Source organism: Pseudophaeobacter sp., assembly GCF_039971195.1.
Lineage (GTDB): Bacteria > Pseudomonadota > Alphaproteobacteria > Rhodobacterales > Rhodobacteraceae > Pseudophaeobacter.
The window spans coordinates 1-12,269 of sequence record NZ_JBDWPJ010000055.1 but is presented as its reverse complement, the minus strand read 5'-3'; the positions used below and the strand labels follow the sequence as shown (position 1 = coordinate 12,269).

The following is a 12,269-nucleotide window of genomic DNA, read 5'->3' as shown; positions in this document are numbered from 1 at the left end:
CCCGCCCCCAGCGCCACCCCTACAACCAGCCTTTGGTTTCAAATGGCTTTTGGTGCGGAACAGAGTTCAAAGCAAAAGCCCCAAAACCGGGTCAGGTCTTGGGGCTTTTTTGTTGCTAAAGAAAGTCAACCCTACGAGGTTGGTTCCGGCTCCAGATCGGTGCCTGAATCTCCATCTGCCTTGGGCTTCTTTGGCTTGGCTTTGGGGATGGCGGTTACCGAAGCCGTGCCTTCATCTGCATCGGAATCATCATCCTTTTCATGCGGCGGCTCACCGTTCATCACCCGCTTGATCTCATCCCCGGTGAGGGTTTCATATTCCAGCAGCCCCTGCGCCAGACGCTCAAAACCCTCGTTGTTCTCGGTGAGAATCTTGCGCGCACGCTGATAGCCTTCATCGATCAAGCGTTTCACTTCGCCTTCGATCAGCTCTTTGGTTGCAGCCGAAACCGAAAAACCACCGGCCCCCCCATTGTTCTGATAGCCCGCCGCGGCCTCCTGGTAGTCAATGTTACCGACCTTGTCGGACATGCCCCATTGCATCACCATGGCACGGGCCAGACCCGAAGCCTGCTGGATGTCACCGGCAGGACCATTGGAGACTTCGCTTTCACCATATTTGATAATTTCAGCCGCCTTGCCCGCCATCGCCATGGCCAGGCGCTGGTGACATTCTTCTTTGAACATATTCAGGCGGTCAAATTCCGGTAGGCTCATCACCATGCCCAGGGCGCCGCCGCGTGGAATGATGGTCGCCTTATAAACCGGATCACATTTTGGCAGGGTGATCCCGACAACCGCATGACCCGCCTCATGGTAGGCGGTCATTTCTTTTTGCTCCTGGGTCATCACCATCGAGCGGCGCTCGGCCCCCATCATCACCTTGTCCTTGGCGGATTCAAAATCCTCCATGGTGACAAAGCGGCGGCCAACACGGGCGGCCATCAGGGCAGATTCGTTGACAAGATTGGCCAGATCCGCCCCCGAGAACCCGGGCGTCCCACGGGCAATGATGCGCAGATCCACATCAGGACCCAGCGGGGTCTTGCGGGCATGCACGCCAAGGATCTTCTCGCGGCCCTTGATGTCAGGATTGCCCACAGTGACATTGCGGTCAAAACGACCCGGACGCAGCAGGGCCGGATCCAGCACGTCTTTACGGTTGGTGGCGGCCAGGATGATGACGCCTTCATTGGCTTCAAAGCCGTCCATCTCAACCAGCAGCTGGTTCAATGTCTGTTCGCGCTCATCATTGCCGCCGCCATAACCGGCGCCACGATGGCGGCCCACGGCGTCGATCTCATCGATAAAGACAATGCAGGGCGCGTTCTTTTTTGCCTGCTCGAACATGTCGCGCACACGAGAGGCACCCACACCAACGAACATCTCAACAAAGTCGGAACCCGAAATGGTGAAGAAGGGAACCCCGGCCTCGCCAGCGATGGCGCGGGCCAGCAGGGTTTTACCAGTACCGGGAGGGCCAACAAGCAGCGCCCCCTTGGGGATTTTGCCGCCAAGACGGGAGAATTTCTGCGGGTTGCGCAGGAACTCGACAATCTCTTCCAGCTCTTCCTTGGCTTCATCAATACCGGCGACATCGTCAAATGTGACACGGCCGTGTTTTTCCGTCAGCATCTTGGCCTTGGATTTGCCAAAGCCCATGGCGCCGCCCTTGCCGCCACCCTGCATCCGGTTCATGAAGTAGATCCAGACCCCAATCAGCAGCACAAAAGGCAACAGGGTGATCAGGAAAGACTGGAACCCGGATTGCTGCTGCTTTTCAGCCCGCACCGGAATATTGTTCTCGATCAGCAGCTGCGTGACCTCGGCATCCGACGGACGGATGGTGACAAAGTTCTGACCATCTGCGGTGTAGCGAACTTGCTCCCCATCCAGCACCACGGTGCTGACTTTGCCTGCTTCAACCGAAGTGACAAAATCCGAAAAAGAGCGTTCGTTGCTCTGCATCGTGCCGCCTGAACCACTGAACAAATTGAACAGCGCCAGGATCAAGACAAACAGAACAACCCAGAAGGCGATGTTGCGTGCGTTACCCAAGGAATATCTCCCAATATCCGGGCACCCTCGCAGGGCGCCCTCGTTGCGCATAAAATAAGGAACATTCAGGCAGGTTCAATGCGATAAAAGCGATGCAAAGAACTCTTCTGCACTATTTATCGGTTCCGCGACGCATCCATTGGCCAAACCGGCCAGTGGTGCGGCGATCAATTCGCCCTTCCGCCACAGGGCAGGCGTGACTTCCAAAACCGCCGCAGGACAGCCCTGATCGCGCCAATCAGGACAGTGCTGCAGGCCTTCAGCTCCCAAGGCGCGAATCTCACAAGCATCTAATTTGCCTGCAAAAATACGCCATCTTCGGTCCCATATCTCCCCCGCAGAGGAGGCTGTTTTCTGCACCGAAACGCTCTCACGGCAGATCCAGATACTGCCTCGATGGCACAGAATTCGACAGCCCGACAGGGTGGTTGATCCGCCCCGTTGCGCTGTTGCAACCGCCGCCATCATCGCTTGACGTCTCGGCGGATATTGTCCGCCGGAAATCCATAAAAGTGCCTGCATCATCAGCCGATGGGCTGTTTCATCCGGCAAAATGCGAAATTTGCGCAGATCCAACACAACTGCGCCGACCTTAACCTGAACCATATCACGCGCCGCCAAGAAAGCATACCAGCCCAAAGCCGTGTTGGCCTTGCCCATGTTTTGCGCCACCGTGGACAGGGCCTCTACCGACAGCCCCAACTCTTCCAACACACCAAGCACCTGACGGGTTTTAACCCGGTCAAACCGGGTGTCCTCATTTGAAGGATCCTCAACCCAGGCACAGCCGCGCGCCTCCAGGTAGCCCCGCAACTCAGCCCGCCGCAGGGACAAGATGGGCCGCAGCAGGGACACACCGTCCTGGGTTCGGCGCGTCGGAATACCGGCCAGGCCGGTCACGCCCGAAGCCCGCATCAACCGCATCAACACGGTTTCGGCCTGATCATCCGCCGTATGGCCCAAAGCCAGAACCGGAATGCCGTTCTGCCGTGCCCAATCCGTCAACAAATCATAGCGGGCGCGCCGCGCCTGATCCTGCAGGTTGCCAGTGGCTCTGGGGCCATCCTCCCAGGTCAGGAGCTGGTGACGCAGGCCAAGCTCCTGCGCCAGTTCTGCAACCAATTCTGCTTCTTGTCGCGATGCGGAACGCAGCCCGTGATCCACCGTGGCCACCATCAGCTCAACGGGGTCGTCGCGAAAACACTCTTCAAGCAGATGCAACAGGGCCAGAGAATCACTGCCCCCCGACACCGCAACCCCAATGCGGGCAGGCAGGGGCGTGGCAAACTGCTGGCGCAGAACCGCAAGAAGACCTTCGCTGCCCTGCAGCTCTGGACCGATGCGGTTCAAGAGCAGCCCAATGCGGCCATCTCTACCTTGGCCTGCGCAACAGTGTCTTGACCGGGGAAACGCACGCCAACCTCAGAGAGGGTGATGCAGGCCTGATCAACCTGCCCCAGCCGTCCCAGGGCAGCGCCAAGTTCAAACAGAGCCTGGGGCGCAGTGGCACTGGTGGCATTGCCGGTAAAAGACGCCAGATAGGCCCGGGCCGCTTCGCGGGTATCGCCCAGCCCGTCGAGGGCTTTGCCGCGGTTGAAATCCGCCTCGGGCGCCAGCGGGCTGCCGGGGTAGGACTGTGTGAAACTCGCAAATTTCTCAGCTGCCAGCTGATGGGCCCCCTCGCTCAGGGCCTGTTTTGCGGCGTCAAAATCAGCCTGCTCGCCCACCGCCAGTTCGGTACCGTTGTCGGGAACGGGCTGCACCGCACCCGTGGTGCCCAGCGCCTCTTCGCCGCCAAGAGTGCTGGTTTCACCCAGGGCGCCAATATCGCCGCCCTCCAGTTCAACCAGGCGGAATTCCAGATCACCAATGCGATTGGTGCCATCGGTGACTATGCGGTTGATGCGATATTCCAGTTGCTCGCTTTGTGCTGTCAGCCGCTGCAACCCGGCCTCAATGGCGCTGACCCGGTCCAGAACCGAACTGCCTGCCGCGGCACCAGAGGAAACACCCCCTGTCGTTGACAGCTCCCGTTTCAGGCGCTGGATATCCACATGCAGAACCGTCAGCTCCTGACGGATATCCGCCAGCGTCTGGGCATCCTGCGCCCAGACGGGCGCGGCCAGCATTTGTGTCCCCAACAGGGTGGTCGAGAGAAAGGCGGCTTTGAGCAGGCGCATCATCTTATCCCGTCAATCCGCCAGCCAGCACAGTGACAGCGCGGCGGTTCTTGGCATAGCAGCTCTCATCGGAGCAGATCTCAAGCGGGCGTTCCTTGCCAAAGCTCACCACCTGGATGCGCGATCCGGCGATCCCCTGCGAGATCAGATATTCCCGCGCCGAATTGGCCCGGCGTGCACCCAGGGCGAGGTTATATTCCCGTGTGCCCTGCTCATCCGCATGGCCCTGAATGGTCACGATATAGTCCGGGTTGGCGGTCAGCCAGCGCGCTTGCCCCTGCAGGATGCTCTCGGCTGTGGGGTTCAGGGTGGACTGATCCACCAGGAACAGCACCCGGTCGCCGATGGTCTGCTGGAAATAGGCCGGGCTGGCCGGATCAAGGTTGGAGCCAGCACTGCCAGGGCCACCGGCGCCAGCACTATTGCTATCATCCCAGAGTGTATTGCCACAGCCAGCCAACCCCAGGGCTGCAACCAGCAGAAATGCCTTCTTAAAACCGCTCATGACTATGCCTATTCCTTTGTCGTTCTTGGCCTCAACCTATCACAGAGATTGGGCCGATTCTATGCAGGTCTTCCTGTCTTGCAATTTCACGCCGGGGCACCCTTGTTCCCAGACAGATCGCCTTTGTTATTTCTGTAGGGGCGACCAGGCCGGATCCGAGGCCCCATCGGGCGTGCGCACAGGTTTGAGGTTTCGCCCCAGAATATCCACCGAATAGAGCAGCGCCCGTCCATTGGCCCCCTGGGTTTCACGGGTAAACATGATCACCCGGCCATTGGGCGACCAGCTGGGACCCTCGTCCAGAAACGAGGCCGTCAGCAGACGCTCTTCGCTGCCATCCAGCCGCATCACGCCGATGTGGAAGCGACCCTTGCTCTGTTTGGTAAAGGCAATGAGATCCCCACGCGGCGACCAGACAGGGGTGCCATAGCGCCCCTTGCCAAAACTGATACGACGCGCCTCGCCGCCACTTGCCGGCATCACATAGAGCTGCGGCGTACCGGAGCGGTCGCTTTCAAAAACGATCTGGCTGCCATCGGGCGAATAGGAGGGCGCTGTTTCGATTGAGGGCGCTTGGGTCAGCCGCTGGCGCGCACCACTGGCGATATCCATGGTATAAAGATCGGTATTGCCGCCTTCGGCCTGTGAATAGACCACGGTTTTACCATCCGGGGCAAAGCGCGGCGCAAAGCTCATGATGCCCTTGTCAGCCGACAAGACCCGACGCTCCACCCGGCCCACGTCCAGCACATGGATCTGCGGAAAGCCGCTCTCGTAGCTGGTATAGAGCACCCGGTCGCCGGTGGGCGAAAAGCGCGGCGCCAGCACCAGCGCGGCGCTATTGGTCAGATACTGCACCCCGGCACCGTCATAATCCATGATTGCCAGTCGCTTGCGGCGGTCATTTTTTGGCCCGGTTTCCGAGACAAAAACCACCCGGCTGTCAAAATAGCCGCTTTCGCCGGTGATCCGGCTGTAGATAGCATCTGCTACCTTATGCGCCATGCGACGCCAGCCATCGGTGGTGCCGCTGAATTGCAGCCCCGCACCGAGCTCATTGTCAGCAAAGACGTCATAGCCGCGAAACCGCACCGTTAGCTGCTTGCCATTGACCGAGACCGCCCCGGTGATCAGCGCCTGGGCGTTCACCGCTTTCCAATCGGCAAAACGCACCGGCGCGTTAAAATCGCTAACAGTCGAGATATGCGCTGTGGCGGGCACCTCGCGGAACAATCCGGTGCCGTTGAGATCGTCCGCAATGACGCGGGTGATCTGATTGGCCAGCTCTGAGGCCGAGGCGTTTTCCGCCAGGAAATCCGGCACCGCATAGGGCAAGGGCTCAATCACACCATCGGTGATCTCGATCCGCAGCGGGCCGTTCTGGGCCTGGGCTTCGCCGCCAAGCGTCAGCAATGGGGATGCAAGGAGAAGGCTGGCCAAAAGGGCTTTGAGAGTGCGCCTCATGTGCGTCGCGTCCTTTCCGGTGTGAATATCGTTACAGTATCAGGGGATCGGGCAGCACTTGCAGGGGGAAAAACGACCCATCCCCAGTCATAGTCATCGCCGTCCAGAGGCGTAGTCACAATTTGGTGTCTCATTTGATACGCATCTTTTCTGGGTTAAAGGTCATTACAATGTCACGCCAATGGTCGTATTTTTCACCGGGCAGCTGAAACCCGCGCGCGCCACAGCGGATAATGGCCCGGCGTGCCGCCTCATAGGCCTGTCTTGCCGCCCCAGCCGAACCACCGGTGCTCGACAGCATGCGGATGGTGCCAACCTTGGGCCGCCCGTCCTGTTCCAGGGAAACCGCCACTTCGACTGTGGTTTTCAGCGCCTCGGTCGACAGCGAGCCGACGTTCCAGCACTTGGACACGGAAACCCGCAGCGCGTCTTTCTCGCCTGCGGTCAACGGCGGGCCAGAAGGTTCGGGCGCGGCCACTTCGCCGCCGCCTGCAATGGCAGCGTCCAGCGCATCCTCAATGGCAGAGGATTGTGTTTCCTCAGGCCCGGAAGGGGCTGTTTCGGCCACCTCAGCAGGGTCAGGACGCTGCGGGCGGGTTCTGGGACGCACGGAGGTTACCGGTGCTGTCACAGGTGGTGCAGGCTCGGCCTCGTCATTCTCGTTGGCCTCGGTGACAATCCGGTCGCTGGCAGCCTCAGGCGCGGTGGCCTCCTGAACCTCCTGATCGCTCTCTGCGCCCTCATCCGGGGTCAATTCGGGCTGGACCAGATCATCCACTGCCACTTCCTGCTCGGGGGCCTCCACTGGCACCGGTGCCACACGATCCGCCGGGCGGACCTGCTCTGGCGTTGGCAGGGTCGGAATAATGCTCGGGGCTACCTCTGGTTCCACCGGCGCGGGCAGGCTGTCGCTGACCTCTGGTTCCGGCTCAGGTTCGGGCAAATCGGCCACCGGCTCATCCACCACGGGGGGCGGCGCAACCTCGGGCTGCGGAGTTTCCGGACGGGTCTCGGGACGCACGGAAACTTCGGGCGGTTCCGGAGTGGTCTCTGGTGCCACCTGCGGCGGGGTCAGGCTGCTGGGGGTTTCGCTCACTTCCGGGGCCTGGATCTGCTGGCTCAGCTTGGCAAACTCCTCGGCCGAGATCACCGCAACTTCCTGCACCTTTATCGGCAGGGGTTCAGAAGGCAGCCAAGCACCAAAAGCAACCCAGCCCACCAAAAGGCTGTGCCCCGCAAGAGAAATTTTGGTTCCGGTCTGCACGCCCATGTGAACGCCCCCAGCCCCCGCCTATTGATCCGTGCTGCTGGCAGCACCATCATCACGAGCACTGCCTTCCAGGGCTGGCCCGGCAGTACCCGTCACCAGACCCACATTGGCAAAGCCGCCGGCATTGAGCGCCCCCATGACCTGCATCACCTCGCGGTAGGAAATAGCGCCATCGGCCCGCAGGTACACCCGATCCGAAGTCCGCTCAGCCGCGATGGCCCGCAGTTTGCCCACCAGTTCATCCCGCGCCACCGGGCTGGTCTGGATCTGGATCTCGCCGCCTGCAATCATGGTCACGGTCAGCGGCTCTTCCTGCTCGCTGGGCAGGGCACCGGCGGCGGTTTTTGGCAGATCCACCGGCACGCCAACCGGCGTAAGCGGGGCAGCCACCATAAAGATGATCAGCAAGACTAGCATGACATCCACAAAGGGCGTCACATTGATTTCAGACATCGGCCGCGCCCGGCCGCGCCGTCTGCCACGTCGCCGCCCACCTGCCGAGGATTGTTGTACCGCCGCGCCCATCGCTCAGGAATCCAACTGGCGGCTGAGGATGGTGGCAAATTCATCGGCAAAGGCTTCATAGCCGCCCAGAATGCGGTCACTGTCGGCGCTCAGCTTGTTGTAAAACACCACCGCCGGGATGGCGGCCAGCAGGCCGAGCCCCGTGGCCAAAAGCGCCTCAGCGATGCCGGGGGCGACCACGGCCAGATTGGTGCTTTGCTGCTGCGCGATCTCGATAAAGGCCGTCATGATGCCCCAGACGGTGCCAAACAGCCCGACAAAAGGCGCGGTCGAGCCGACGGTGGCCAGCACCGACAATCCGCTTTGCAGGCTTTCGGTCTCTTTGGCGATGGCCACATCCATGGAGCGGTCAATCCGCGCCTGAGCGCCGGGGATCAGCCCACCATCGCTGCGATGACTCCGTCGCCATTCGGTCATGCCAGCGGCAAAAATCCGTTCCGATTGCCCGGCAGGATCCGGACCCAATTGATCAAACAGCCCGTCCAGTGGCTCGCCAGACCAGAAAGCCTGGTCGAACCGGGCCGCCTGACGGCGCGCCTGCCGGTAGTTGATCAGTTTCTGAATGATGATGCTCCAGGACCAGATCGAGGCCGCGGTCAGCATCAACATCACCAGTTTCACGGTAAAGGTGGCCCGCGCGAAAAGACCCCACATGGAGAAATCAATCTCCTGCGCCAGCGCCAGAGTTTCTGCTTCCATTTGCCTGCTCTATCTCTGCCGGATCACTCCGGTCTTACGGTTTCCGCCAGCCCCTATGAGAGGAGTTGACGTGTTCTGCTCGTTGCCATCAATCGTCCATAGCCGTCTATCGCGGCCTTATTTGCAGGCAAGCTAGCCGAGTTTTGGGGCAAAAGCCAATCAAACAGTGCGCAAAGGCCCTATTGTTACAGCAATGCGCGAATCTCTGCCGGAAGTCGGGTCGGGCGGCCAGTGTCCGCCGCCACGCAAACGGCGGTAACTTTGGCGCGAAACAGCTCGGTCTCGCCGCGCTTCACCAGCTGCCCCATGGTCAGCCGCGCCGGGCTCACCTTCAGCACTTCGGTCTCGATCTGCAGCTCGTCGTCATATTTTGCTGAGGCCAGATAGTCCGCCTCGACCCGCTGCACCACCCAGATCACCCCAGCATCGCGCATGGCGTTTTGGTCATTACCAAGGCCGCGCACCCAGTCGCTGCGGGCGCGTTCAATGTAGCGCAGGTAATTGGCGTGATAGACGATGCCACCCATATCTGTGTCCTCGTAATAGACCCTGACGGGAAACCTATGGATCATCGGCCTGCGCTCCTGTGCCCCTATGCTTTCGACGGCACCCTAGAACCGGTGGATTTTGCTCACAAGCCCAACGGTCCCAGCGCCCCAAGTTCCGCTGCGCTCTCACGCTGGTGCTGGGTTCAGCGGGTACTCCACCAGTGCCTCGTAGCGCGCGCCCTCTGGTAACAGGGTCGAGCGGTAGAGCGTGACCTGAGTGACCGCAAAGACTGGCGTGCAAAAGCCGCCGTAGTGCTGCAGCACCTGTTGCAGCTTCTGTTGCTCGCCGACCTGCAGCCGGGGCCCAAATCGCGCCAGGGTGACATGGGGGCGAAACCGGCTGCGTGGCAGCTCGATACCGCTGGCCTGCACCATGGACCGCAGGCGCTGGTGTAGCCTGGTCAGTTCTGCGTTGGGGGTAACCTCGGCGCTCAGCACCCGTGGGTTTTTGCCGCCCATGACCCCCAGCCCACGCAGTTCGAGCTGTAGTGGCGGAGCCTGCAGGGCGCTAAGTTCCTGGTGCAATGCTTCCAGCAGGTATTCCGGCTGGTCATCCAGAAAGGCCAGGGTGATGTGCAGGTTCTCGCTCGGCACCAGCCTTCCGACCGGGATTTCATCCTGCAGACGTTCAACCAGATCCAGGACCGGATCCGGCAGCGACAGCCCGAGGAAACACCGCATCTGACCTAGCCCTGGGTTGGGGCCGGCGCCTGCAGCCGGGCAAACAGCCGCAGCGCATGGGAGGCATCATTGGCCGAAGGCGGCATCATCCGGTCATAGCCCGCCGCAATAATGGCAGCGATTTCTGGCCGCAGGATGGTGGCGCCAGTTTCGGGTAAAATGGCCAGCGGCGAGGTCTCGGCGAAGGCCTGGTCAGACCAGAGCAGAATGACCTGCGCGGCCTGGCTCAGCGCCAGGGTTTCGGCGGGCAATTCGGTCATGGCGCCCTGCATGCGCAGGAAAACAAAGCTGGCCTGAATGGCGCCCGTGTCATCAAAGCGAAAGGCCCGGTACTGGCTGGCATCCGCCGCTTGCAGCCGCGCCACCAGGGGCTCCAGATCCGGGATCAGGCGGCCAAGGTCCGGCACATCCAGTAGCTCTGCCCAGTCGCGAAAGAAAAAGAACATCAGGTTGGAGCCCAGCTCCGGGTCGGTCTCTGCCATCTGCGCACCCGCCAGGGTGGCCACAGCCTCGATCGCCCCCTTCACCACCTGCAGGGTCTTTTCCTCAACACCAAAGACAATCGGCGCAAGAGGCCGCCCCCAGCGGGCAAAACCATAAGAGCCATCGCTGCGGGTAAACAGGGCTTGGATTTCTTCCGGTGTCAGGTCCAGCGACATAAAGATCTCCCTTCAGGGCGGTAACAGGCAGGTTGCCGCTCTATGCCCCGCATGGGGCCAAACGACAAGAACAACCCGACAAATCCGCTACTGGCAGCCCCCCCGCTAGGTCGAAATGATGGAGGTCGCGGCCTTATGGGCTGCGGATCTGACATCCTCTGCCAGGTCAGAGCTGGGCAGCGATCTGGCCAGAACCATGCCACCAACACAAAGCGCCGCTGCCGACAGAGCCTGTTGCCTCCGGTCTGGACCCTGCTCAGTCATCGCGGTTTCCAGCAGCCAGACCATGGCAGTCAGCAGTTGCTGAAAGGACTCCTGCGTTTCCGGATCCGCCCGGGCCACATCCGAGGGCAACGCAATCATCGGGCATTGCCCTTCAACATCGCCGAGATGTTCAGATGACAGATAGGCATCAATCATCTGCTGCGCCATCTCGGGGCGCAGGTCGCTCAGATCAACGCCCGCATCGGCGCGCCACTGCGCCCCCCGCCCCATCAGGAAACTCGCAACCGCTTCGCTGAACAGCGCCTCCTTGTTTTTGAAATGATTGTAGAACCCACCACGGGTCAGGCCGGCTTCCTGCATCACCTGATCGATGGTGACATTCTGAAACCCATGGCGGTTAAACAGAATACGCGCCGCCTCAACGATCCGGGCGCGGGTGGTTGCACGATGTTGGGCACTGTAGGGCATGGGCTCTCCTCCTCTTCCCTCCCCTTCATAGCAAAGCTCTAAATATGTTCTTTAACATAAATAGATTGCTGTCATTTCTCTTTTCAGGACACCCCAAATGGAGAGAGACGATGCAAAAATTCCTATTGACCTATCACGGAAAACCCGACTTCGAAGGCCCGGAAGATGGCGCCAAACATATGGAAGACTGGAAGGCCTGGAGCACCAGCCTGGGCAGCGCCATGGTGGACCCCGGCCTGCCGGTTGGCCCCTCGACAACGATAACCCCGACGGGAGTCGTTGACGGCGGCGGCTCCAATCCGGTGTCAGGCATCACCATCATCCAGGCCGAAACCCTTGCAGATGCCATTGCCCTGGCGCAGGGCTGCCCGCATCTGAGCGGCTCCGGCACGATCGGGATCTCCCCGGCGCTGGATCTCGAAATGAAATAGTCACCTCTGCCGGGGTGCAGAATTCCTGCGCCTCGGCATCTCAGCCAGTTGATCCAGGCCTGCCACCCTGCCAGGTGTCGCCCCTCTAAAGGTAAGCGCCCCATTTGCGCCGCAGCGCTGCGGCGGCGTCGATGCCCTGCCAATCGGCAAAAACCAGGACAAATCCCAAAAGGTCGGCCACCTCGCCCTCCAGATCCCTCTGACTTGCCGTGCCGCGGCCCTGCCCAACGGACTTCAGATAGGCCACCGTGACCTCGCCCAGCTCTTCGCTCATCTTGCCAAGATACCAGGCCGGGTCGCGGGCAATGCCGAACCGTTCCGCATACAGTTCAGAGAACTCCCGCGCCAATTTGGTCAGCGCGGCAAGCTCCGCAGTACAGTCTTGGCGCATCTGGCCAGTCCTCTGCGCCGCGTCAGTCAAACAGATCACTGGAACGTTTTGGCGGCGCAATCCCCAGATGGGTCCAGGCCTTCTGCGCCAGCATACGGCCACGTGGCGTGCGCTGGATCAGCCCCTGCTGCAACAGATAGGGCTCGATCACATCCTCCAGCGAATC

General features: G+C 60.8%; 15 protein-coding genes. 1 reads left to right on the top strand and 14 read right to left on the bottom strand.

Going from position 1 to position 12,269, the window contains the following annotated elements; genetic code table 11:
- Positions 1–131: 131 nt before the first annotated feature.
- From ftsH to ABJP42_RS04735, 12 genes are all read right to left on the bottom strand, one after another.
- On the bottom strand, positions 132–2,057 hold the full coding sequence (ftsH, locus tag ABJP42_RS04790) for an ATP-dependent zinc metalloprotease FtsH (RefSeq protein WP_348338833.1): 1,926 nt from the start codon (positions 2,055–2,057) through the stop codon (positions 132–134).
- A gap of 75 nt (positions 2,058–2,132) precedes the next feature.
- Positions 2,133–3,407, bottom strand: a complete 1,275-nt coding sequence (tilS, locus tag ABJP42_RS04785) for a tRNA lysidine(34) synthetase TilS (protein ID WP_348338831.1) — start codon at positions 3,405–3,407, stop codon at positions 2,133–2,135.
- On the bottom strand, positions 3,404–4,237 hold the full coding sequence (gene ybgF, locus ABJP42_RS04780; RefSeq protein ID WP_490363185.1) for a tol-pal system protein YbgF: 834 nt from the start codon (positions 4,235–4,237) through the stop codon (positions 3,404–3,406). Before ybgF ends, tilS begins: the two co-directional genes overlap by 4 nt.
- 4 nt (positions 4,238–4,241) lie before the next feature.
- Positions 4,242–4,742 (bottom strand): peptidoglycan-associated lipoprotein Pal, encoded by a 501-nt coding sequence (gene pal / locus ABJP42_RS04775; RefSeq protein ID WP_348338829.1) that lies wholly within the window; start codon positions 4,740–4,742, stop codon positions 4,242–4,244.
- Between the two features lie 126 nt (positions 4,743–4,868).
- Positions 4,869–6,206, bottom strand: coding sequence for a Tol-Pal system beta propeller repeat protein TolB (gene tolB / locus ABJP42_RS04770; RefSeq protein ID WP_348338828.1), 1,338 nt, complete (start codon positions 6,204–6,206; stop codon positions 4,869–4,871).
- Between the two features lie 130 nt (positions 6,207–6,336).
- The gene (locus ABJP42_RS04765; protein WP_348338837.1) at positions 6,337–7,470 is read right to left on the bottom strand and encodes an energy transducer TonB; all 1,134 of its coding nucleotides are present in this window, start codon (positions 7,468–7,470) and stop codon (positions 6,337–6,339) included.
- 27 nt (positions 7,471–7,497) lie between these two features.
- Positions 7,498–8,001: an ExbD/TolR family protein gene (locus tag ABJP42_RS04760; protein ID WP_348338826.1), complete on the bottom strand. Its 504-nt coding sequence runs from the start codon at positions 7,999–8,001 to the stop codon at positions 7,498–7,500.
- Between the two features lie 3 nt (positions 8,002–8,004).
- Positions 8,005–8,700, bottom strand: coding sequence for a protein TolQ (tolQ, locus tag ABJP42_RS04755; protein ID WP_348338824.1), 696 nt, complete (start codon positions 8,698–8,700; stop codon positions 8,005–8,007).
- Between the two features lie 185 nt (positions 8,701–8,885).
- A complete protein-coding gene (gene ybgC / locus ABJP42_RS04750; RefSeq protein WP_348338822.1) occupies positions 8,886–9,272 on the bottom strand; it encodes a tol-pal system-associated acyl-CoA thioesterase in 387 nt (128 codons plus the stop codon).
- A 102-nt stretch (positions 9,273–9,374) separates the two neighbouring features.
- Positions 9,375–9,929 carry an RNA 2',3'-cyclic phosphodiesterase gene (gene thpR, locus ABJP42_RS04745; RefSeq protein WP_348338820.1) on the bottom strand — a complete coding sequence of 185 codons (555 nt, stop codon included), beginning with the start codon at positions 9,927–9,929 and terminating at the stop codon, positions 9,375–9,377.
- 5 nt (positions 9,930–9,934) lie between these two features.
- Positions 9,935–10,588, bottom strand: coding sequence for a hypothetical protein (locus tag ABJP42_RS04740; protein WP_348338818.1), 654 nt, complete (start codon positions 10,586–10,588; stop codon positions 9,935–9,937).
- Positions 10,589–10,693: 105 nt separating this feature from the next.
- Positions 10,694–11,281 (bottom strand): TetR/AcrR family transcriptional regulator, encoded by a 588-nt coding sequence (locus tag ABJP42_RS04735; RefSeq protein WP_348338816.1) that lies wholly within the window; start codon positions 11,279–11,281, stop codon positions 10,694–10,696.
- Between the two features lie 110 nt (positions 11,282–11,391).
- Between ABJP42_RS04735 and ABJP42_RS04730 the strand changes: the two genes are divergently transcribed.
- The gene (locus ABJP42_RS04730) at positions 11,392–11,712 is read left to right on the top strand and encodes a YciI family protein (RefSeq protein WP_348338814.1); all 321 of its coding nucleotides are present in this window, start codon (positions 11,392–11,394) and stop codon (positions 11,710–11,712) included.
- 85 nt (positions 11,713–11,797) lie between these two features.
- Here ABJP42_RS04730 and ABJP42_RS04725 read toward each other — a convergent pair whose 3' ends face one another.
- Both ABJP42_RS04725 and ABJP42_RS04720 read right to left on the bottom strand, forming a co-directional pair.
- Positions 11,798–12,103 (bottom strand): nucleoside triphosphate pyrophosphohydrolase family protein, encoded by a 306-nt coding sequence (locus tag ABJP42_RS04725; RefSeq protein WP_348338812.1) that lies wholly within the window; start codon positions 12,101–12,103, stop codon positions 11,798–11,800.
- A gap of 22 nt (positions 12,104–12,125) precedes the next feature.
- Positions 12,126–12,269: Holliday junction DNA helicase RuvB C-terminal domain-containing protein (locus tag ABJP42_RS04720; protein WP_348338835.1), on the bottom strand; the 144-nt coding region annotated here is incomplete at its 5' end.

Coding starts and splice junctions, on each gene's coding strand:
- ABJP42_RS04730 (WP_348338814.1), top strand. CDS start 11,392: ATGCAAAAATTCCTATTGACCTATCACGGAAAACCCGACTTCGAAGGC.
- thpR (WP_348338820.1), bottom strand. CDS start 9,929: ATGCGGTGTTTCCTCGGGCTGTCGCTGCCGGATCCGGTCCTGGATCTG.
- ybgF (WP_490363185.1), bottom strand. CDS start 4,237: ATGCGCCTGCTCAAAGCCGCCTTTCTCTCGACCACCCTGTTGGGGACA.
- ABJP42_RS04735 (WP_348338816.1), bottom strand. CDS start 11,281: ATGCCCTACAGTGCCCAACATCGTGCAACCACCCGCGCCCGGATCGTT.
- tolQ (WP_348338824.1), bottom strand. CDS start 8,700: ATGGAAGCAGAAACTCTGGCGCTGGCGCAGGAGATTGATTTCTCCATG.
- pal (WP_348338829.1), bottom strand. CDS start 4,742: ATGAGCGGTTTTAAGAAGGCATTTCTGCTGGTTGCAGCCCTGGGGTTG.
- ABJP42_RS04760 (WP_348338826.1), bottom strand. CDS start 8,001: ATGGGCGCGGCGGTACAACAATCCTCGGCAGGTGGGCGGCGACGTGGC.
- ybgC (WP_348338822.1), bottom strand. CDS start 9,272: ATGATCCATAGGTTTCCCGTCAGGGTCTATTACGAGGACACAGATATG.
- ABJP42_RS04740 (WP_348338818.1), bottom strand. CDS start 10,588: ATGTCGCTGGACCTGACACCGGAAGAAATCCAAGCCCTGTTTACCCGC.
- tolB (WP_348338828.1), bottom strand. CDS start 6,206: ATGAGGCGCACTCTCAAAGCCCTTTTGGCCAGCCTTCTCCTTGCATCC.
- ABJP42_RS04725 (WP_348338812.1), bottom strand. CDS start 12,103: ATGCGCCAAGACTGTACTGCGGAGCTTGCCGCGCTGACCAAATTGGCG.